At 73.0% G+C, this 23,187-nt stretch carries 5 protein-coding genes; 4 read left to right on the top strand and 1 reads right to left on the bottom strand.

Annotation, left to right across the window (positions count from 1 at the left end; genetic code table 11):
* Window positions 1-30: 30 nt before the first annotated feature.
* The 4 genes from HC031_RS13195 (at window position 31) to HC031_RS13180 (ending at window position 20,876) form a co-directional block, all read left to right on the top strand.
* The gene (locus HC031_RS13195; RefSeq protein ID WP_167925560.1) at window positions 31-8,688 is read left to right on the top strand and encodes a non-ribosomal peptide synthetase; all 8,658 of its coding nucleotides are present in this window, start codon (window positions 31-33) and stop codon (window positions 8,686-8,688) included.
* Window positions 8,685-18,467: a non-ribosomal peptide synthetase gene (locus HC031_RS13190; RefSeq protein WP_167925559.1), complete on the top strand. Its 9,783-nt coding sequence runs from the start codon at window positions 8,685-8,687 to the stop codon at window positions 18,465-18,467. The genes HC031_RS13195 and HC031_RS13190 overlap by 4 nt, the downstream gene beginning before the upstream one ends.
* 67 nt (window positions 18,468-18,534) lie before the next feature.
* Entirely contained in the window at window positions 18,535-19,104 is a 570-nt protein-coding gene (locus HC031_RS13185) for a hypothetical protein (protein ID WP_167925558.1), read from the top strand.
* Complete coding sequence (locus tag HC031_RS13180) at window positions 19,101-20,876, top strand: phytoene desaturase family protein (protein WP_205862676.1); 1,776 nt, start codon at window positions 19,101-19,103, stop codon at window positions 20,874-20,876. The genes HC031_RS13185 and HC031_RS13180 overlap by 4 nt, the downstream gene beginning before the upstream one ends.
* A gap of 103 nt (window positions 20,877-20,979) precedes the next feature.
* On the opposite strand, the gene HC031_RS13175 is transcribed toward HC031_RS13180, so the two are convergent.
* Window positions 20,980-23,169 (bottom strand): MMPL family transporter, encoded by a 2,190-nt coding sequence (locus HC031_RS13175; RefSeq protein ID WP_167925557.1) that lies wholly within the window; start codon window positions 23,167-23,169, stop codon window positions 20,980-20,982.
* Window positions 23,170-23,187 lie beyond the last annotated feature (18 nt).

Genomic DNA, 23,187 nt, shown 5'->3' with positions numbered 1-23,187 from the left:
GGATCGAGACTTAAGTGAGAGTGATGTGACATGCCAGCTCCGCGCACGCACGACCGGCCGCTCACCGCTGCACAGTCCGGCATCTGGTTCGCTCAGCAGCTCGACCCGGCCAACACCATCTACAACGCCGGCGAGTACCTCGAGATTCACGGGCCGGTCGACCCCGGCCTCTTCGCGTCGGCGTTGCGGCAGGTCGTGTCCGAGGCCGACGCGCTTCGCGCCAGCTTCGTCCAGACCGCCGAGGGCCCCCGGCAGCGGGTGGTGGACGCGGCGCCGACACCGCTGCACGAGGTCGACGTCAGCGCCGAACCCGACCCACGCGCCGCGGCGGAGCGGTGGATGCGCGCCGACCTCGCCACGCCGGTCGACCTGGAGTCCGGGCCGCTGTTCCTGTTCGCGCTGTTCCGGCTCTCGTCCGAGCACTACCTGTGGTACCACCGCTACCATCACCTGGCGGTCGACGGGTTCACCGTCGCTCTCATCGCGCAGCGGGTGGCCGAGGTCTACACGTCGTTGGTGGCCGGCGACGAGCCGTCCGCGAACCCCTTTCCGAGCCTGTCGACGCTCCTGGCGGCCGAGGAGGCCTATCGCGGCTCGGCACAGTTCGACGCGGACCGGCGCTACTGGGCCGAGGCGCTGGCCGACCGCCCGGAGCCGGTGAGCCTGTGCGGGGCCCGACCGCCGGCGGCGCGGTCGCTGGTGCGCCGTACCGCCCATCTTGGCGCCGACGCGGCCGGCCGGCTGCGCGACCTGGCCGCCGAGGCCGGCGTCCCCTGGCCGGCCGTGGTCATCGCCGCCACCGCCACCTACCTCCAGCGGATGACCGGATCGGCGGAGGTGGTCCTGGGCCTGCCGGTCACCACCCGGCTCGGACGGCAGGCGCGCAGCGTTCCCGGCATGGTCTCCAACGTGCTGCCGCTGCGCGTGGCCATCCGCCCGTACATGAGCGTCGGCGACGCCCTGCGGCACGCCCTCGGCCGGATGCGGACCGTGCTGCGCCACCAGCGGTACCGCTTCGAGGACCTGCGTCGCGACCTGCGGCTGCTGGAAGAGGACCAGCGGCTGATCGGGCCGCAGGTGAACATCATGATGTTCGACTACGACCTGCGATTCGGCGGTCATCGCGCCACGGTGCACAACCTCGCCATCGGCCCGGCCGACGACATGTCGTTCATCGTGTACGACCGGGGCAGCGGCGCCGATCTCCAGGTCGACGTGGACGCCAACCCGGCGGCGTACTCCGACGCCGACGTGGAGCGGCACCAGCGCCACTTCCTCGGGTTCCTGAGCAACCTGGCGGCCGCGGACGTCGACCGTCCTATCGGTACGGTGGACGTGCTGACCGGCGAGGAGCTGCGGCGCTCCGTCGAGTCCTCCGCCGGCGAGACCGGCACGACCATCACCGACCTTTTCGCCGAGGAGGCGGCCGCACATCCGGACCGCGTCGCGGTGGTCGACGGCGACAGCGCGTTGACCTACCGGGACCTGAACGCCCGGGCGAACCAGCTCGCACACCACCTGATCGACCAGGGGGTCGGCCCGGAACAGGTGGTGGCGCTGGCCCTGCCCCGGTCGGCGGAGCTGATCGTGGCGGTCCTCGCCGTGCTCAAGGCGGGTGCCGCGTACCTTCCGCTCGACTCCGCCTACCCGGCCGAGCGGATCGCCTTCATGATCGCTGACGCGCAGCCGTCGGCACTGGTCACGCTTGGCCGTGACGACCTCCCGGCCGGCCTGGCCGGCGTGCCGGTCGTGGACCTCGGTGACGAGGAGGTTGTCCACCGCCTGCGCCGCTACCCGACCGGTGACCCCACGGGCCTCGACCGGACGCGACGGCTGCGTCCGGAGAACGCGGCGTACATCATCTACACCTCCGGCTCCACCGGGAAGCCGAAGGGAGTCGTCGTCCCGCACCGCAACGTGGTACGGCTGTTCGACGCCACCCGGCACTGGTTCCACTTCGGACCCGACGACGTCTGGACCCTCTTCCACTCGTACGCGTTCGACTTCTCGGTCTGGGAGATCTGGGGCCCGCTGCTGCACGGCGGCCGGCTGGTCGTCGTGCCCTACGAGGTCAGCAGGTCGCCCCGGGACTTCCTGGCGCTGCTGGCACGCCACCGCGTGACCGTGCTCAACCAGACGCCGTCAGCCTTCTACCAGCTCATGCAGGCCGAGGCCGAAGGGCAGGCGCACCCACAGGACCTCGCGCTGCGCTGGGTCATCTTCGGCGGCGAGGCGCTCGACCTGTGGCGGCTGCGGGAGTGGTACGAGCGCCATCCCGACGCTCCCGTCCTGGTGAACATGTACGGCATCACCGAGACCACGGTGCACGTGTCGTACCTGGCGCTCGACGCCGGCCGTACCCGGGCCGTGCAGAGCGTGATCGGCCGCGAGATCCCCGACCTGAGCGTGCACGTGCTCGACCACAGCCTGCGTCCCGTGCCCCCCGGTGTCGCGGGCGAGATGTACGTCTCGGGTCCCGGACTGGCCCGCGGGTACCTGCGCCGGGCGGCGCTGACCGCCGAGCGGTTCGTGGCCCACCCCTTCGGCGCACCCGGTGACCGGATGTACCGGACCGGTGACGTCGCCCGCTGGAACGACGACGGCGACCTGGAGTTCGTCGGCCGCGCCGACGCCCAGGTGAAGGTCCGCGGTTTCCGCATCGAGCTGGGTGAGATCGAGGCGGTGCTCGCGGGTCATCCGGCCGTGGCGCAGGTCGCCGTGGTGGCGCGGGAGGACCAGCCCGGAGACCGGCGCCTGGTCGCGTACGTGGTGCCGGCCGACGCCGACGGCCTGGACGAGCTACGGGAGCACGCCGCTTCGGTGCTGCCCGAGCACATGGTGCCGGCGACGGTGGTCCTGCTGGACGCGCTGCCGCTGACCAACAACGGCAAGCTGGACCGCGCGGCCCTCCCGGCCCCGAGCTACGCGGCCTCAGCAGGGTCCGGCTGCCCCCGCAACCCGCGCGAAGAGGTGCTGTGCGAACTGTTCGCCGAGGCCCTGGGAGTGCCGTCGGTCGGCATCAGGGACAACTTCTTCCACCTCGGGGGGCATTCCTTGATCGCCACCCAACTGGTGGGCCGGATCCGCGCGACGCTGGGCGCGGAGGTCACCATCGGCACGCTGTTCCAGGCGCCGAGCGTGGCTGAGCTGGCGGAGCGGATCTCCGCCGGCGGTCAGGACGACCCGCTGGCCGTCCTGCTGCCCCTGCGGCAGGGCGGCGCCCGACCGGGGCTGTTCTGCGTCCATCCGGCCGCCGGCCTGAGCTGGATCTACTCCGGGCTGCTGCGGCACACCGACGCGGAGCAGCCGATCTACGGTCTGCAGTCGCCGGGGCTGTCCGGCGGCGACCCGCTGCCGGAGTCGGTCGCCGAGATGGCCGCCCGGTACGTCGACGAGATCCGCAAGGCACAGCCCACCGGGCCCTACCACCTGCTGGGGTGGTCCTCGGGCGGAGTGGTGGCGCACGCCATCGCCACCGCGCTGCAGGCGCTCGGTGAGCAGGTCGGCCTCCTCGTCATTCTCGACGCGTACCCGGGGCTGGCCCTACCGCCCTTGACCGAGCCGGAGCTGATGGCGACCCTGCTGGACTTCGCCGGCTACGACCGGCGCCGCCTCGACGGGGAGCCACTGGAGTTCGCCCGGGTCGTGGAGCTTCTCCGCCAGGTCGACAGCCCGCTGGCGTCGCTGGAGCAGCGCCACATCACGGCGATGACGCGGGTGTACGCGAACGCGAGTGAACTCATCCAGCGCTACGCTCCCGGGTGGTTCGACGGGGACGTGCTGTTCTTCCGGGCGACCCTCGACAAGATAGACATCTCCCCGACGCCGGACCGCTGGCAGCCGTACGTCTCCGGGCACATCGACGTCCGGCCCATCGAACGGGCGCACACCGACCTGATGAAGCCGGCCCCGCTGGCGGAGATCGGCGAGATCGTCGGCGCGCGGCTGGCCGCCTGGGACGCCACCCGGCCCGCCGGGCCCGAGACGGCGGCGCCGACCCGGCCGGCGCACCTGCCGCTGTCGGACGCGCAGCGGCGGTTGTGGTTCCTCAACCGCCTCGACGGCGCCGACGGCACCTACAACGTTCCGCTCGCCCTGCGGCTGACCGGACCGCTCGAGCGGCCGGCCCTCGTCGCGGCGTTGACCGACGTGATGCGTCGCCACGAGCCGCTGCGCACCAGCTTCCCGGAGCTCGACGGCCGGCCGTACCAGCTGGTCCAGCCGGCCGACGAGGTGACACCCGAGGTGTCGGTGCGGCGGGTCGCGGGCGCGGACGTCCCGGACGCGGTACGGGCGGCGGCCGAGGAGGGGTTCCGGCTGTCGGTGCAGCTGCCGTGGCGGGCGACCCTGCTCGACGTCGACGGCACCGAGCACGTCCTCGTCCTCGTGGTCCACCACATCGCCTGCGACGGCGCCTCCCTCGGGCCGCTGATGCGCGACCTGGCCGCCGCGTACGAGGCCCGGCGCGACGGCCGCGAGCCGGCCTGGGAGCCGCTGGCGGTGCAGTACGCCGACCACGCGCTGCGCCGCCAGCGCCGGCTCGGCGACCCGGGCGACCCGCAGTCGCCGGCGGGCGGGCAGTTGGCGTACTGGTCGCAGGCGCTGGCCGGACTGCCCGACTGCCTGGAGCTACCCGTCGACCGGCCCCGGCCCGCCGCCGCCAGCCACCGGGGCGACTCCGTGCCGCTCCACCTCCCGGCGGAGCTGCACCGGCGGATCGTCGAGGTCGCCAAGGCGTGCGGCGCCAGTACCTTCGTCGTGCTGCACGCCGCGACAGCGGCGCTGCTCACGCTGCTGGGAGCCGGCACCGACGTCCCGATCGGCGTCCCGGTCGACGGCCGCGACGACGAAGACCTCGCGGACCTGGTCGGCTTCTTCGTCAACACCCTCGTGGTGCGGACCGACACCGGTGGCGACCCGAGCCTGCGGGAGCTGGTGGGACGTTCACGCGAGGCGGCGGCCCCGGCCTTCGCGCACCGGGACGTGTCGTTCGACAGCCTGGTCGAGGAGCTGAAACCCGCCCGGTCTCTCGCCCGGCACCCGCTCTTCCAGGTCATGTTGGCCTTCAACGACCAGGAGCCCGCGCCGGTGCCGCTGGCCGGTCTGCGCACCGAGCGGGTGCCGGTGCCGCGCACCACCGCCAAGTTCGACCTCACCGTCGATCTGCAGGCACGGCGCACCGACGACGGGGAACCCGCCGGCCTCGACGGGCTCATCGAGTACGCCACCGACCTGTTCGACCGCGACACGGTCGACCGGTTCGCCGCGCTGCTGGTACGCCTGCTCGGCGCGGCCACGGCGCAGCCGGACACCCCGCTGAGCCGCCTCGACCTGACCGGCGCGGCGCGGCAGCGTCCGCCCGCCGCAACCGTCGGGGCGCGCCGGCCGGTACCGGGCATCACGCTGCCGGGCCTGTTCGAGCTGCAGGTCTTCCGCACACCGGACGCCCCGGCGGTGCGCTTCGGCGAGGTGAGCCTGTCGTACGCCGAGCTCGACGCGCGGGCAAACCGGCTGGCGCACCACCTGATCGGCCGTGGCGTCGGACCGGAGCGGCGGGTGGCGCTGGCGCTGCACCGGTCGGTCGACATGATGGTGGCGGTGCTGGCCGTCCTCAAGGCCGGCGCGGCGTACGTCCCGATCGACCCGGACTACCCGCAGCAGCGCGTCGCGTACCTGCTAACCGACGCGGCGCCCACGTTGCTGCTCACCACGACCGACATCGCGGCGGTCCTGCCGCAGGTGGACGGCCTGCCCGCCGTCTGCCTCGACGATCCGCGAACCCGGGAGACGCTGGCCGGGCACGATGACGGCGCGCCGCGCGACGCCGACCGTCGCCACCCGCTCGGCCCCCGTCATCCGGCGTACGTCATCTACACGTCGGGCTCCACCGGCGCGCCGAAGGGCACGGTGGTCACGCACGAGGCGATCGTGAACAGGCTCTGCTGGATGCAGGCCGAGTACGGGCTGACCGGCGAAGACGCCGTTCTCCAGAAGACGTCGGTCGGCTTCGACGTCTCGGTGTGGGAGCTGTTCTGGCCGTTGCTGACGGGCGCCGTGCTGGTGCTCGCCCGGCCCGGCGGCCAGCAGGACCCGGCGTACCTGGCCCGGCTGATCGCCGCCGCGGGCGTCACCACGGTCCACTTCGTACCGTCCATGCTGCGCCCCTTCCTCGCTGAGCCGGCAGCCGTGTCATGCACGGGGCTGCGCCGGGTCATCTGCAGCGGCGAGGCGCTCCCGGCGGAGCTGCGTGACCGGTTCTACGAGCTGTACGGCGGTTCGGGGCCGACGCTGCACAACCTGTACGGGCCGACGGAGGCGGCGGTCGACGTCACGTACTGGCCCTGCGCGCCGGACGAGTCCGGCCCGGTACCGATCGGCCGACCGGTCTGGAACACCGGCCTGCACGTGCTCGACGCGCGGCTGCGCCCGGTGGCGGTAGGGGAGGTCGGCGAGCTGTATCTGTCAGGTGTTCAGCTGGCCCGCGGCTACCTCGACCGACCCGGCCTGTCGGCGCAGCGGTTCGTGGCCGATCCGTTCGGGGAGCCGGGGGAGCGGATGTACCGCACCGGCGACCTGGCCCGGTGGCGCGACGACGGGGCACTGGACTATCTCGGCCGCGTCGACCACCAGGTGAAGATCCGCGGGTTCCGCATCGAGCTGGGGGAGATCGAGGCGGCGCTGGCGAGCCACCCGACCGTGGCGGCGGTGGCCGTCGCCGCGCGGCAGGACGACGGCCTCGGGCAGCGCCTGGTCGCATACGTGGTGGCCGGCCCCGGCCCGGCTCCGTCGCCGGACGAGCTGCGCCGGCACGCCGCGACGACGCTGCCCGACTACATGGTCCCGGCCCTGTTCGTCATGCTCGACCGGCTGCCCCTGAGCCCCAACGGCAAGCTGGACCGGGCGGCGCTGCCCGCCCCGGCGCTGTCGGCGCCGGTCAAGGGCGGCGCGGCCCGCACTCCCGGTGAGGAGCAGCTCTGCGCCCTGGTCGCCGAGGTGCTCGGACTGCCGGAGGTGGGGGTCCAGGACGACTTCTTCGCCCTCGGCGGGGACAGCATCATCTCGATCCAGCTGGTCAGCCGGGCCCGCAAGGCCGGCATCATCCTCACCCCCAAGGACGTCTTCGAGCACAAGACGGTGGCGGCCCTGGCAGCGGTGGCCAGCTCCGTGACAGCCGCCGACGACGACGTGCCCGACGAGCCGGTCGGCGAGGTCCCGCTGACGCCGATCATGCGGCGCTGGCGGGAGCTGGGCGGGCCGGTGGACGGCTACAACCAGACGCTGGCGCTGCGCGTACCGGCCGGGCTGGGCTACCGCGGCCTGCTCGTGGCCGTACAGGCTGTCCTCGACCGGCACGCCGTGCTTCGCGGCACCTTCGTCGCCGGCGGGCACGGCACCGAGGGGGCGCTGACGGTACCTCCGGCCGGCGCGGTCCGCGCCGAGGACTGCGTGACCCGCGTCGACGTCGGTGGGTGGGACGACGCGCGGCTGCGGGCCGCCGCGGGCGAACGGGCGGCCCGGGTGGCCGCGGCCATCAGGCCGGCCGACGGACGCATGATCGCGGCGGAGTGGTTCGACGCGGGCCCGTCCCGCAGCGGAGTCCTGCTCCTGGTCGCCCATCACCTCGTGGTGGACGGCATCTCGTGGCGGATCGTCGCGGCAGACCTGGCCGAGGCGTGGCGGGAGGCCGACGCCGGCCGTACCCCTGAGCTTCCGCCGGTCGGCACCTCGTTTCGCCGGTGGGCACAGCAGGTCTCGGCCTCGGCGTTCGATCCGGCCCGGGAGGCGGAGCTGCCGTACTGGGCGGCGACGATGCGCGGCGCCGATCCGCTGCTGGCCAACCGTCCGCTCGACCCGGGTCGGGATCTGGTCCGCGCCGCCTCGCACCTGGTGCGGACCCTACCGACGGCGGTCACCGAGCCGTTGCTGACGTCGGTGCCGGCGGCGTTCCGGGCCGGTGTCAACGACGCGCTGCTGGCCACCTTCGCGATCGCGGTGGCCCGGTGGCGTCAGGACCGGGGCCTGGGCAGCGACAGCAGCGTCCTGATCGACCTCGAGGGGCACGGCCGCGACGGCGCCGCCGCCGCGGACCTGTCCCGAACGGTGGGGTGGTTCACCAGCATCTTCCCGGTCCGGCTGGACCCGGGGGAGGTCGACGGGACCGGTCCCGGAATCCTCCGGGCCCTGAAAGCGGTCAAGGAACAGCTGCGGGCGGTCCCGGACCGGGGGGTCGGGTACGGCCTGCTGCGGTACGTCAACCCGGACACCCGTCCGGCGCTGGCGCGCCACCCGGAGCCGCAGATCGGCTTCAACTACCTGGGCCGCCTGCCGGCGGCCGACGGCGCCGACTGGAGTGTGATCACCGGCGCCGACGGTCTGACCAGCGCCGCCGCGGCCGTCGACCCCCGTACCCCCTTGTCGCACGTGCTGGAAGTGACCGTGGTCGCCGAAGACCGGGCGGACGGGCCGCACCTGCAGGTCGTGGTCGGCTGGCCGGCGCAGCTGCTGTCCGAACAGGACGCCGGTGAACTGGTCGACGCCTGGTTCCGGTTGCTCACGGCGCTGGTCGAGCACTGTGCCGTCGCGCCTGCGGGCGGCCTGACGCCGTCGGACGTGCCGGTACCGATCAGCCAGGACGAAATCGACGAGCTGGAACAAGAGCTCCTCACGGATTGGGAGATCGTGCCGTGACTCGGCCCCACCTTCAGGATGTCCTGCCCCTCACCCCGGTCCAACAGGGCCTGCATTTCCACGCCCTGTACGACCAGCGCGGCACCGACGTGTACACCGTGCAGCTCGGGTTCGACCTGGAAGGACCGCTCGACGTCGCCGCCCTGCGCGCGGCGGCCCAGGCGGTGGTCTCCCGGCACGACGCGCTGCGGACGGCGTTCAAGACCCGGAAGTCGGGCGACCCTATCCAGGCGGTCCTCAGCGACGTGACGGTGTCGTTCACCGAGGTGGATCTCACCGAGGTCGAGGAGGGCCGACGTGACGCCGAGCTGTCGCGCCTCATGGACGACGACCGGGTCCGCCGGTTCGCCCTGGACCGGCCACCGCTGCTGCGCTTCACGCTGGTGCGGCTGGGCCCGCACCGGCATCGCCTGGTGATGACCAACCACCACATCGTGCTGGACGGGTGGTCCACCGCCGTCGTCGTCAGCGAGCTGTTCACGCTGTACGCCAGCCGCGGGGGCGACGCGCGGCTGCCCGCCGCGACCCCCTATCGCGACTACCTGACGTGGCTCGGCAAGCAGGACGTACCGGCGGCGGAGGCGGCGTGGCGGCACGCCCTGGCCGGCGTCGAGGGCCCCACCCTCGTCGCCGACGCCGACCCCGGCCGCACCTCGGTGACACCGCACCAGACGGTGCTCGTCGCCGGACCTGAGGTGACGGGGGCCCTGGAGGCCTACGCCAGGCGGCACGGCGTCACCGTCAACACGGTCGTGCAGGGCGTGTGGGGCGTCGTCGTCGCCGACCTGATCGGCAGTCGTGACGTGCTGTTCGGCGCGACCGTGTCGGGACGGCCGCCGGAGATCCCCGGCATGGAGAAGATGGTCGGACTGTTCGTCAACACCGTGCCGGTACGGGTGCGGTTCGCCCCCGACGAGACCATGACGTCGTTGCTGACCCGGCTACAGGGTGAGCAGGTGGCGCTGCTGCCGCACCAGCATCTCGGCCTGAACAGGATCCAGGCGCTCATCGACCAGCGGGAGCTGTTCGACACCAATATGGTGCTGGAGAACTATCCGGTCGACGAGAACTCGCTGCGGGGCACGATCGGCGACGACCTGACCATCCGGGGCCTGGTGGCCCGGGACTCCGCGCACTACGTGCTGACCCTGTTCGCGGCGATTGTGGACGGTCAGCTCCACCTGCGCCTGGACTACCGCGCCGACCTGGTCGAAAAGCCGGCCGCCGAGGCGGTCGTGCAGCGCGTCAACCGCATGCTCGAGGCGGTCAGCCGGGACAGCGAGGTACGCATCCAGCAGCTCGCCGGGCTCTCCGACGCCGAACGGGAGCGGGTGCTGGTGAGCTGGAACGGCACCGAGAACCCCCTGCCGGACGCCACGCTGGTCGACCTGTTCGAAGCGCAGGTGCGTCGCGCACCGACCGCCGTGGCGGTCAGCGCCGGCGACACGACGCTGACGTACGCCCAGCTCAACGCCGCGGCCAACGCCCTGGCGCACCGGCTGCTCGGCATGGGGCTGCGTCCCGAGGAGCCGGTGGCGATCCTGCAGGAGCGCTCCGCGCACCTCATCGTCTCCATCCTCGCGGTGCTCAAGGCCGGCGGAGCGTACGTGCCGCTCGACGAGCGCTACCCGGCCGACCGGCTGGCGCACATCGTCGCGGACACCGGGGCGTCGGTGGTGCTCACCGACGGCACCGCCGACCCCGGGGCGTTCGGCCCGGCGGTGCGGGTCGTCTCGGTGGTGGAGCCGGTCGGCCCCGAGGTGGGCGTGACCGACCCGGGGCTGCCGGGACATCCCGGGCGGCTGGCCTACATCATGTACACGTCCGGGTCGACCGGCGTGCCCAAGGGTGTGGCGGTGACCCATCGCGACGTCGTCGGTCTGGCGCGGGACCGGTCCTTCGCCACCGGGGCGCACCGACGGGTGCTGTTCCACTCCCCGGCCGCCTTCGACGCCTCGACGTACGAGCTGTGGGTTCCCCTGCTCTCCGGCGGCCACGTGGTCGTGGCGCGCCCGGGTGAGCTGGACATCGCCGCCCTGGCCAAGGTGATCGGCGAGCGGCAGGTCTCCGCGCTCTGGCTGACCGCCGGACTGTTCCGGGTGCTGGCGGACGAGTCGCCGGAGTGCCTGGCCGGGGTCCGCGAGGTGTGGACCGGAGGCGACGTCGTCCCCGCGGAGGCGGTACGCCGGGTCCGCGCGGCGTGTCCGGGAATCATGGTGGTCGACGGCTACGGCCCGACCGAGACGACGACGTTCGCCACCCGGCACCCCATCCGCGCCGCCGACGGCGTGCCGAACAGCGTGCCGATCGGGCGCCCGCTGGACAACATGCAGGTGTACGTGCTCGACGGCGCGCTCCAACCGGTACCGGTCGGCGTGGCCGGCGAGCTCTACATCGCAGGGGTGGGACTGGCCCGCGGATACTTCGGGCGGCCCGCGCTGACCGCCGAGCGGTTCGTCGCCAATCCGTTCGACGCCGACGGCGGGCGGATGTACCGCACCGGGGACCAGGTGCGCTGGAACGCCGCCGGTGAGCTGGAGTACCTGGGCCGCCTGGACGACCAGGTCAAGGTGCGGGGCTTCCGGATCGAGCTGGGCGAGATCGAGGCGGCCGCGGCGCGTTGTGCCGGTGTCGGCCAGGTGGCGGTGGTGGCGCGCGCCGACGGCCCCGGGGACAAGCGGCTGGTCGCCTACGTGGTGCCCGGGGCCGACGAGGCCGCCGGCCGCGACGACGACGGCGCGGCGCAGTCGGTCGGCGACTGGCGGCAGCTGTACGACTCGATGTACCGCGAGCACACCGGGACGGGCGGCTTCGGTACGAACTTCGGCGGCTGGAACTCCAGCTACACCGGTGCTCCGATTCCGCTGCCGGAGATGCTCGCGTGGCGTGAGTACACCGCCGGGCAGGTGCTCGCGTTGCGGCCCCGCCGGGTGCTGGAGATCGGTGTCGGCAGTGGACTGATCCTGGCCGCCGTCGCGCCGCGCTGCGCGGCGTACTGGGGCACCGACTTCTCCCCGGTCGCGGTGGAGAACCTGGCCCGGCAGGTGGCCCGGGAGCCCGACATCGCCGACCGGGTGGAGCTGCGCGCCCAACCGGCACACGACTTCTCCGGGCTTCCCGAGGACTTCTTCGACACGGTCGTGCTCAACTCCGTCGTGCAGTACTTCCCGGGGGCGGACTACGTCGTCGACGTGCTGCGCCGGGCGGTCGGGCTGCTGCGCCCGGGCGGAGCGGTGTACCTCGGTGACATCCGCAACCTGCGGCTGCACCGTGCTCTGCAGACCGGGATCCAGCTGATGCGCCCGCGCGCCGACGTGGCGGCGCTGCGCGCCGGCGTGGAGCACGGGCTGCTGGTGGAGAACGAGCTGCTGCTCGACCCGGAGTTCTTCCCCGCGCTGCGGACGGTCGTCGACGGGATCGACGGCGTCGAGATCCACCTCAAGCAGGGCGACTTCGACAACGAGCTGAGCCGGTACCGGTACGAGGTGGTCCTGCGCAAGGCACCGACGGCCGCGCGGCCGTTCGCGCCGGCGCGGACCGTGCGCTGGGGCGGCGAGGTGGCCACCGTCGGGGCGTTGCGCGAGCTGCTGTCACAGGAGCGGCCCGCGCAGCTGCGCGTCGTCGGAGTGCCCAACGCCCGGGTGGCCGCCGAGGTCGCCGCCGCGCGCGCCCTTGTCGACGCCGCCGACGTGGAGTCCGTGCGTACCGTCCTCACCGCACCGCCGGGGCCGGCGGTGGAGCCGGCGGCGCTGCACCGGCTCGCCGCCGAGGCCGGCTACTGGGTGGCCACCACCTGGTCGGGCGGGGGCGCGGAGGACACGTTCGACGCGGTGTTGGTCTCCGCGGCCGAGGCGGCCGCCGCGCCGCCCACCGACTTCTACCTCGCCGCCCCCGGGGCGCGGCCGGAGGCGTACGCCAACACCCCCGTGTCGGCCCGCAGCCGGGCCGAGCTGGAAGCGGCGGTCCTGGCCGAGCTGCGCGGCCGGCTGCCCGAGTACATGGTGCCGAGCAGCGTCATGGTCATCGACGCGCTCCCGCTGACCCCCAACGGGAAGGTCGACCGCCGGGCGTTGCCGGCCCCCCACGTGGCGGCGGCCACGACCGGCCGGGCGCCCCGTACCCCGCAGGAGAGCACGCTGAGCGAGCTGTTCGCGGAGGTCCTCCGGCTGCCGCAGGTCGGGGTGGACGACAGCTTCTTCGACCTCGGCGGTGACAGCATCTCCTCCATCCAGCTGGTCAGTCGCGCGCGCAAGGCCGGCCTGCTGTTCTCCCCGCGCGACGTGTTCACCCACAAGACCGTCGCCGCCCTGGCCGCCGCGGTGAACTGCCTGGCCGACCAGGCGGCCGAACCGCCGGAAGCCGCGATCGGAGTCGTACCGCTGACCCCGATCGGGCACTGGCTGCGCGAGCTGGGCGGCCCGATCGACGGCTTCAGCCAGTCGGTGCTCCTGCGGACGCCGGCGGAGCTGAGCCTGCCTCGACTGACCGAGCTGGTGCAGGCCCTGGTGGACCACCATGACGCGCTGCGCGGGCGCCTGGTGGACGACGGCGGCTGGTCGCTGGACATTCCCCCCAAGGGTTCCGTACGGGTCGACGGCCTGATCGAGCGGGTGGACGTCGCGCACCTGGGCGCCGAGCCACTCGACGATGTCGTGGCCGCGCATGCCGAGCGGGCGCGGGACCGGCTGGCTCCCCGGTCCGGGGTCATGCTGCGGGCGGTCTGGTTCGACGCCGGCCCGGCGCGCCCCGGCCGGTTGCTGCTCGTCGTCCACCACCTCGTGGTGGACGGCGTCTCGTGGCGGATCCTCATGTCCGACCTGGCCGACGGGTGGCGCTGCGTGCAGTCCGGAAGCCCGATCCAGCTGACCCCGGTCGGCACGTCGTTGCGCCGGTGGAGCCAGCACCTCGTCGAGGCGGCGCGTACGCCCGAGCGGGTAGCCGAACTGGCTGCCTGGCGGGCCGTGGGCCGGGCGGGTGGCCGGCTGGAGCTGAACCGGGCGCGGGACGACCGTGACGTCGTCGGTACCTTCCGGGCGGTCACCCGCCGGTTGCCGGTCGAGGTGACGATCCCGCTGTTGACACAGGTACCCGCCGTGTTCCACGCGGGGGTCAACGATGTGCTGCTGACGGCGCTGGGCATCGCGGTGGCGGACTGGCGACGACGCCGGGGCGGGGCGGACGAGCGGGCGCTGCTGCTGCAACTGGAGTCGCACGGTAGGGAGCACGACGCCGACGGCATCGACCTGTCCCGCACCGTCGGCTGGTTCACCGGCATGCACCCGGCCCGCCTGGACCTGGGTGAGCTGGACCTGGACGACGCCCTGGCCGGCGGCCCGGAAGCGGCGGCCGCCCTGAAACGGATCAAGGAGCAGCTCCGGGCGTTGCCACCGGACCACGGTCTGGGCTTCGGGCTGCTGCGATACCTCAATCCCGACACCGCCGCCGAACTCGCGGCGGACCCGGCACCGGAGATCGCGTTCAACTATCTCGGGCGCCTCGACACCGCAGCGTCCACGGCTTCCGGCGATTGGCTGCCGGCGCCGGAGTCCGGGTTGCTCGGGGGTGGCGCGGATCCCGACATGCCCGCGCCGCACGCCCTGCAGATCAACGCGGCGACCGAGGACTCCGAGGCCGGGCCCGCCTTGAGCGTGACCTGGTCGTGGCCTGGCGCGCTGCTCGACGAGGACGCCGTCGTCGAGCTGGCGGACACCTGGCTGCGGGCGCTCGACGCGCTGACGGTGTGCGCGGCGCGGCCGGGTGCCGGCGGGTTCACCCCGTCGGACCTGCCGCTGGTCCGCCTCGGGCAGGCCGAGATCGAGCAGTTGGAGGCCGCCCAGCCGGGTCTGGTCGACGTGTGGCCGTTGGCGCCGTTGCAGGACGGGCTGCTGTTCCACGCGCAGTACGACGACCAGGCACCCGACGTGTACAACGTGCAGACCTACTTCGACCTGGACGGACCGCTCGACGTGCGCGGCCTGCGCGCGGCGGCCCGGGCGCTGCTGCGCCGCCACGACAACCTGCGGACCGCGTTCCACCGCCGGCTGCGGGGTGATGCCGTGCAGGTCGTCCTCTCGGACGTGGACGTGCCCTGGGCGGAGGTCGACCTGACGGCCCACGAGCCCGGCCGGCGGGCCGAGGAGCTGGAACGGGTGCTCGCGGCCGACCGCGCCGAGCGGTTCGACGTCACGAGGCCACCGCTGCTGCGGTTCACGCTGATCAAGCGAGGCCCGCAGCAGCACACCGTGCTGATGACCAACCATCACATCCTCCTCGATGGATGGTCGATGCCGTTGCTGTTCGCGGAGCTGTTCGAGCTGTACAACCGCCGCCGCGACGAGGCGGTGCCCCCGCCCACGCCCTATCGGGAGTACCTGTCCTGGGTGGCCCGGCGCGACCTGGCCGGCGCCGAGACGGTCTGGCGCGAGAGCCTGGCCGGGGTGGACGACGCGACCCTGGTCGCGCCCGTCGACCCGGCCCGCCGGGCCGCGGTGCCCGCGCACGCGGTGGCCACGCTGAGTCCGGAGCTCACCGCCGCCCTGACGGCGTCGGCGCGGCAGAGCGACCTGACGCTGAACACCTTCTTCCAGGGCGCCTGGGGCCTGGTCCTGGCGTACCTCACCGGCCGCGACGACGTTCTCTTCGGCGGTACCGTGTCCGGGCGGCCCGCGGAGATCCCCGGAGTCGAGTCCATGGTCGGACTACTGATCAACACCCTTCCGGTACGGGTGCGGGTCAGGCCCGGGCAGACGCTGCGTGACTTCTTCGTCGGGTTGCAGGAGTGGTTGGCCGGCGTCATGGACCACCAGCACGTGAGCCTCAGCCGGCTGCAGGAGATCGTCGGCACGGCACCGCTGTTCGACACCATCACCGTGTTCGAGAACTACCCCGTGGACAGCGCGCAGTTCCGCCACCCGGCGCCGGGGCTCACGATGACCGCCGTCAACGGCCACGACGCCACGCACTACCCCCTGACGCTGGCGGCCATCCCCGGCGACAGCCTGCACCTGCGGCTGGGGTACCGGCCCGACCTGTTCACGTCGGCCGACGCCGAGCGGCTGCTCGCCAGCATGGTGCGGGTACTCGAAGCGGTGGCGTCCGATCTCGACCAGACGGTGGGGAGGCTGCCGGTGGTCGATGCCGCCGAACGTCACCGGATCATCCACGAGTGGAACGAGACCGGGCGGCGGCTGCCGCAGGCCGCCTTCACCATCCCCGAACTGTTCACGGCGCAGGCGCGGCTGACCCCGGAGGCGACCGCGGTGCGCGCGTCCGAAGCCACCCTGACCTACCGCGAACTCGACCGACGTGCTGACGGGCTCGCCGACCGCCTGCGGCGGCTGGGCGTACGAGCGGAGACGCCGGTCGCGGTCCTGCAGGAGCGTTCGGCCGGCCTGGTCGTGTCGCTGCTCGGCATCCTCAAGGCCGGCGGCGCGTACGTGCCGCTCGACCCGCGCTACCCCGACGACCGGCTGCGCGACATCGTGGCGGACACCGGCGCGCCGGTCGTCCTCGTGGACAGCGCCAACCGGCAGGCGGCGGTACGCGCACTGCCCGGGCGGCGGGTGCTGACCGTCGAGGAGCCGGCCGACCCGCGCGAGGCCGTCGCCGCTGGCGGTCATCCGGTGACGCGAGGGCACCCGGGCCACCTGGCCTACGTCATGTACACGTCCGGCTCGACCGGGACCCCCAAGGGCGTCGGCGTCTCGCACCGGGACGTGACGAGCCTGGTGTTCGACCGGTCCTTCGACACCGCAGCGCACGGCCGCGTCATGCTGCACTCGCCGGTGGCCTTCGACGCCTCGACGTACGAGATCTGGGTACCGTTGCTGCGCGGCGGCGAGTTGGTGATCGCACCACCCGGCGCGCTCGACCTCGCGGTGCTGGGGGCCTTCATCGCCGAGCACGCCGTCACCGCGGCCTGGCTCACCTCGGGCCTTTTCCAACTGCTCGTCGCCGAGGCGCCGGAGAGTTTGGCCGGGGTGGCCGAGGTGTGGGCCGGCGGGGACGTGGTGCCGCCGAACGCGGTGCGCCGGCTGCTGCGCCAGTGCCCGCAGACCACCGTCGTCAACGGATACGGCCCGACCGAGACCACCGTGTTCGCGCTCCGGCACCGGGTCAGCTCCGCCGACACGGTCACCGACCCGGTGCCGATCGGACGCCCGCTCGACAACATGCGGGTGTACCTGTTGGACCACGCGCTGCGCCCGGTCCCCGACGGGGTGGCGGGGGAGCTGTACATCGGTGGCGCCGGTGTGGCCCGGGGCTACGTCGGCGAGCCGGGGCTGACCGCGCAGCGTTTCGTGGCCGATCCGTTCGGCCCGGCCGGCGGCCGCATGTACCGCACCGGCGACCTGGCGCGGCGTACCGGCCGGGGCGAGGTCGAGTTCCTCGGCCGTACGGACGACCAGGTCAAGATCCGCGGTTTCCGGATCGAGCCGGGCGAGGTCGAGGCGGCCATCGCCGGGCATCCGGCCGTGGCGCAGGCGCTGGTCATGGTGCGTGACGACGGGGTGACCGGGAAGTGTCTGGTCGCCTACGTCGTCCCGGCTCCGGGAGCGGGGTCACCCGACCTCGCCGACCTGCGGCGCGAGGTGGCCGGGACGGTCCCGTCGTACGCGGTCCCCGCGGCGTTCGTCGTCCTCGACCAGCTGCCGTTGACCCCGGTCGGCAAGGTCGACCGCCGGGCTCTCCCGGTCCCCGACCGCGCCGCCGTCAGCGGCCACGCCGCACCGGAGACCAGCGAGCAGGAGGTGCTGTGCGGCCTGTTCGCCGCCGCGCTGGGAGTGCCGTCGGTCGGCATCCACGACAGCTTCTTCGAGCTGGGCGGCAACTCGCTGACCGCGGCCGGCCTGATGCACCAGGTCCGGTCGGCCATGGGCACCGACCTGACGGTGCGTCACCTGTACGAGGCGCCGACGGTGGCCGGCGTGGCCGCCCGCCTCGGCGCGGACCGGCCGGCCGAGGGCGCGCTCGCCGTGCTCTTCCCGCTGCGCGGCGAGGGCGACCGCGCCCCGATCTTCTGCGTGCACCCGGGCGCCGGCCTGAGCTGGATGTACTCGGGGCTGCTGCCGCAGCTGACCGGGCACCCGGTCTACGGGCTGCAGGCCCGTGGCCTGACCGATCCGGACGCGCTTCCCGACACGGTGCGGGAGATGGCCGCGGACTACGTCGAGGAGATCCGCAAGGTGCGGCCAGCGGGGCCGTACCACCTGCTCGGGTGGTCGTTCGGCGGCCTGGTCGCACACGCGATGGCGACCAGGCTCGAACAGGCGGGGGAGCGCGTCGAGCTCCTGGCCATGGTGGACGCGTACCCGAAGCCGTACGGCGACGACCACGAGGTCAGCACGGATGAGCAGGACGTGTACGCCATCATGCTGGACTCCGTCGGGGTCGACCGGGCCGACCTCGGGCCGGATCCGCTGGACGCGGCGCGGGTCGCGGCCGTGCTCCGCGGCGGCCACAGCAGCCTGTCGGGGCTGGCGGAGCGCGACGTCGCCGGGATCGGTCGCGTCCTGGTCAACAACATGAGGCTGGCCAACACCGCCACCTTCGACCGGCTGCGGGGCGACATGCTGTTCATCGCCGCGCCGCACGAGGACGAGCCGCACCTGACGGTGGACAGTTGGCGCCCGTACGTCGCAGGGCGAATCCACCGGCGCGATGTTTCATGTACGCACGCCGATATGATGCAGCCCGGGCCGGCGCGTGTGATCGGCCGGCTGATCGCCGACTGGCTCGACGCGCGGGACGCTGGTCGCAACGCGGAGTCCGGTCGATGAGGATTGGTATGCCACGGAAGGGCATCGGTACGCCGGTGTTCCTCCATCCACAATGGAAGGGGCGTCCATGGTCCTGAACGAGCTGATGCCGGTATGGCACCGCAGGGAGCGGCACCGGCTGTCGATGGACCTGCCGGCCTGGGCCGTGCTGCACGCCGCGGAGAACGCGGTGTGGGGTGACGTACCCGTGTTCCGGGCGATGATGGCTGCCGTCGCGCTGGGGCGTCGCCCGTTCCCCGCCGACCAGCGCATCATCGACCTCTTCCTGTCCAGCGGATTCGCGATGCTGTACCGCGATGGCGAGGAGCTGGTGGTCGGCGGCGTCGAGCGCATATCCCGGAAGCAGCCGGTGGTGCCGCTGGACGGTGACGTCGCCGAACGGTTCCGCAGCTTCGCGGAGCCGGCCCACCTCAAGCTCGCCTTCAACTTTCGTTACCGCGACGGCGTACTGAGCACCGAGACGCGGGTGTTCGGCACGGACAAGCGCGCCCGCCGCCTCTTCGCCGCCTACTGGTTGGTCATCCGCGCCGGTAGCGGCTTCATCCGCCGGATCTGGCTGCGTGGGGTCCGGCGACACGCCAGGCGCGTCGCGGCCGGCCCGCCGATCGACCCCGCCCCCGGCGACGCGGGCCGATGACGGCTGAGCCGAGCCGGCGCCGTGACGGTGACCGGCGCGATCGTGACGAGGGCGGCGCCATGGGGCTCATCGGCACAACGTCCGCTGCGGGTGACGGTCGCCTCGGCGCGACCGGCGGTAAGGGGCGGCACGAGGACCGTTGGGACGCCGTCGTGATCGGCGCGGGGTTCGCCGGCCTCGTCTGCGCGGCCTACCTCGCGGCCGCGGGCAGACGCGTGCTCGTTGTGGAGCAGCATGACGTCGGCGGCGGCAACGGACACGTCTTCCGGCGCCGGCGTGCGTACGAGTTCGATGTCGGCGTCCACTACCTCGGTGACTGCGGGCCCGACGGCGTGCTGCCACGCATCCTCGGCGGCCTGGGACTGGGCAAGAGGATCGAGTTCCGGCAGATGGACCCGGACGGCTTCGACCGTATCGTCCTGCCGAGCTTGACGGTCGACGTCCCGACGCGGTGGTCGCGCTACGAGGAACGGCTCCTGCACGCGTTCCCGGACGAGGCCCGGCAGATCAGTACGTTCGTGGACACCTGCACGACGTCCGCGGCGCGGATCCGGGCGCACGTCCTCGGCGAGCGCGCCGCCGCCGCGCCGGCCGGCCAGCGGGCCGGCGAAGCCTGGCACCGACGATCGCTGACGGAGCTGTTCGACCACTGCGGGCTGTCGCCACGGGCCAGGACGGTGCTGGCCGCCCAGGCGGGCAACTACGGATCGGGCCCGCAGCACACGCCGGTCGGCACCCACGCCGCGATGATGGACCACTTCCTGCGCGGCGCCTACTACCCGGTCGGTGGCGGCCAGCACCTCGTCGCGTCGATCATCGAGGTCATCGAGTCGCACGGCGGCGAGCTGCGCACGCGGTGCCGCGCCGAACGCATCGTCGTGGACCGGGGACGGGCCGTCGGCGTGCGGCTCGGCGACGGCAGTGAGGTGCGCGCACCGGTCGTGGTGTCCAATGCCGACTACCGCCGGACGGTCCTGGAGCTGATCGGTCCGGACGCGGGGCTGCCCGCCCGGGTCGTGCGCAACGCCGAGGAAGCGGTGATGCGCCTGCCGTTCGCCGTGCTCTACGTCGGGCTGAACAGGCCGCTGTCGGACCGGCGGAACGCCAACATGTGGTGGTTCGCCGGCGAGGACATCGAGGCCGCCTACGCGGAGCTCCACCGCGGGCAGCTCGACGAGGTCCCGTTCGTCTTCCTGTCCTTCGCCTCGATCAAGGACGAGCGGTGCTGCCCGCCCGGCCACAGCAACTTCCAGGTCATGACCCTCTGCCCTCCCGACTACGCCTACTGGGGAGTGGGCGCGGGCCCGGCGACGGGGAACCGGTACCGCCGCGAGCCCCGGTACCGGGACCGCAAGGAGCGGCTCATGTCGTCGATGCTGCGGGCGGCCGAGGCGGCGTTGGGTCCGTTCCAGGACGCCGTCACCCATCTGGAGCTTGCCACCCCGCTGACCCACGAGCGTTACCTGCTGTCGACCGGGGGCACTCCGTACGGCATGACCGACCACCGCCCGGGAATCCGCACCGCCGTCGGCGGGCTGTACGTCGTCGGGCAGAACACCCAGTACGGTGTCGGGGTGGGCCCGGTGGCGGTCAGCGGTATCGCGTGCGCCGCCGAGATCCTGGAGCGCCCGCTGCTGTCGGAGGTCTCCCGCGGCGCGGTCCTCGCCGACACCGATCTGATGCCGCACCGGCCGCCGGCCTGGGATGCGCTGGCGGTGTCCCGGGGACGCGCGCGGCGAGCCGCGCCCGGGTTGGCGCGGCTCGGTCGCTGACCCCGAACAGCGAGCGGGCGGGCCCGGCAGCGAGCGGGCCCGGCAGCGAGCGGCCCCGGTCAGGGTGAACCTGGCCGGGGCCGCCCGCTGCGGTGGGACGCGGTCACGTCGTCTGCAGCACCCGGTCCGGTGCGCGGTACACGGTGTCGTCGGGGCTGGGCCGGCGCCGCAGCCAGCGCGGCGTCCACCAGTTCCGCTCCCCGAGCAGGCACATCGCCGCGGGCAGGAGTACGCCGCGGATGATGGTCGCGTCCAGCAGTACCGCTACCGCCAGGCCGACGCCGAGCTGCTTCATGTCGATCGTGCTCAGGGTGGCGAACAGCGAGAACACGGCAACCATCGTGACGGCCGCGCTGGTGACGACCCCGGCGGACGTGCAGATGCCGTCGCGCACCGCGTCCCTGGTGCTCAGACCCCGACCGCGGGCTTCCCTGATCCGGCTCAGGACGAAGACGTGGTAGTCCATCGACAGGCCGAACAGGACGACGAAGAGGAACAGCGGCAGCCAGGCGACCACCGCGCCGATCGACTCGAACGCGAGGACGCCCTCGGCCCACGTGTGCTGGAAGACCAGGACCAGAATGCCGAACGAGGCGGCGGCCGACAGGACGTTCAGGACGATCGTCGTCGTCGCGATGACCACCGACCGGAAGGTGGCCGTCATCATCACGAAGGTCAGCAGCAGGACGAAGCCGAGGACCCACGGCAGCCGGTTTCTGAGATGGTCGGTGTAGTCGACGCTCATGGCGGTGAAGCCGCCGACGGCGTGCTCGCTGCCCGGTACGCCGCGCAGGGCGGCGGGGACGATCTCGTGGCGAAGCTTGTCCAGCGCCTCGCGCGCCTGCGCGGTACGACCGCCGTGCGGCGTGGCGACCGATGCGGTGGCGACGCGGCCGTCGGCTGAGAACCGCAGCGCGGTGGGCGCCGGCGGCGCGAAGAGCTGATCGCCCGACGTGCGGGCGAGTAGCCCGGTCATCGCACCGCGGAGGGCATCCGTCTGGGCGGCCGGCACGCGTACCGCCACCTCGAACGTGGTTCCCTGGCTCGGGAACGCGGTCGTCATCCGGTCGTACGACTGCATGATCGGTATTGATCGCGGCAGGTCCTCGATGCCCGGCAGTTGAAGCTTCATGCCCACGGCGGGAACCGCGAGTCCGACCAGGGCGGCGGTCGCCACGAGCAACGTCACCGCCGGGTGGCGCAGCGCCGGGCGCAGGATCGCCGGCCACAGCCGTGGCTCGCCGCCGCGCTGGCTCAGCCGCCACACCACGGGAATGCGCGGCCGGTCCACCCACCGACCGAGCTTGGCGAGGAACGCCGGCAGTACGGTCAGGGAGCCGGTCACCGCCACCGCGACCACCAGGATCGCGCCGGTTCCCAGCGACGTGAAGGTGACGTCGCCGGCCAGGTACAGGCCCGCCATGGCGACGATGACGGCAATGCCGGAGATCACCACCGAATGGCCCGAGGTCGCCGCGGCGATCTCCACCGCGTCCACGTGGCCGTGGCCCTTGGCGCGCTCCTCGCGCTCGCGCTTGAGGTAGAACAGCGAGTAGTCGACGCCCACCGCCATGCCGATGAGCAGAACCATGCTGTTGATCGCGTCGACCGCCGGGAACACCTGGGACGTCAGGGCGGCCAGGCCGAGTGCTGCGATGACGGAGGAGAGCGCCAGCACGATCGGGACGCTCGCCGCGATCAGGGCGCCGAACGCGACGATGAGGATCACCAGGGTCACCGGAAGGCTGGCGGCCTCCGCCCGCTGGAAGTCCTTGCCGAGGTTCGCTTCGAGAGCTTTCTGCAGTGAGGCGCCGCCGACCTGCTCGATCCGGACGTCCGGGTGGGCTCGCTGGACGTCGGCCGTCACCGCGAGCAGCGGGTTCACCCGCTTCGGGGCGTCGTCGGCCGGACCGGCCATCGTGACCGGCACCAGGACGGCGGCTCCGTCCGGGGTGACGACCGGGTCGTCCACTTTGGCCACACCGGGGAGGCCTCGCATCCGTCCGGCGACGTCGTCGGCGACGTGGGCCGCGGCCGTCCGGTCGAGCGCCGCAGACCGAGCCGTGATGAGGACGTTCTCGACAGCCGGCGAGTCGAACTTGCCCGCGGCCACGATCCGTGCGGCGCGGGCGGCCTCCCCGACCGACTGGTCCTGCTGTGACGCCCGCCGACTGCCGGTGGCGCCGCCGGCAGCCGCGCACACGATGACGAGCAGCGCCCAGAGCAGGACCGCACGCCACGGATGCGTGGCGCTCCAGCGGGCCATTCGGACCGTCAAAGGTTGCCGTGTCATGTCATTCGTCGCTTTCTG

Origin of the sequence: Planosporangium thailandense (genome assembly GCF_011947195.1) — a bacterium.
Taxonomy (GTDB): Bacteria; Actinomycetota; Actinomycetes; order Mycobacteriales; family Micromonosporaceae; genus Planosporangium; species Planosporangium thailandense.
Note: the sequence above shows the minus strand (reverse complement) of the source record. Positions and strands in the feature narration are given on the sequence as shown.

Coding starts and splice junctions, on each gene's coding strand:
- HC031_RS13195 (WP_167925560.1), top strand. CDS start 31: ATGCCAGCTCCGCGCACGCACGACCGGCCGCTCACCGCTGCACAGTCC.
- HC031_RS13185 (WP_167925558.1), top strand. CDS start 18,535: ATGGTCCTGAACGAGCTGATGCCGGTATGGCACCGCAGGGAGCGGCAC.
- HC031_RS13180 (WP_205862676.1), top strand. CDS start 19,101: ATGACGGCTGAGCCGAGCCGGCGCCGTGACGGTGACCGGCGCGATCGT.
- HC031_RS13175 (WP_167925557.1), bottom strand. CDS start 23,169: ATGACACGGCAACCTTTGACGGTCCGAATGGCCCGCTGGAGCGCCACG.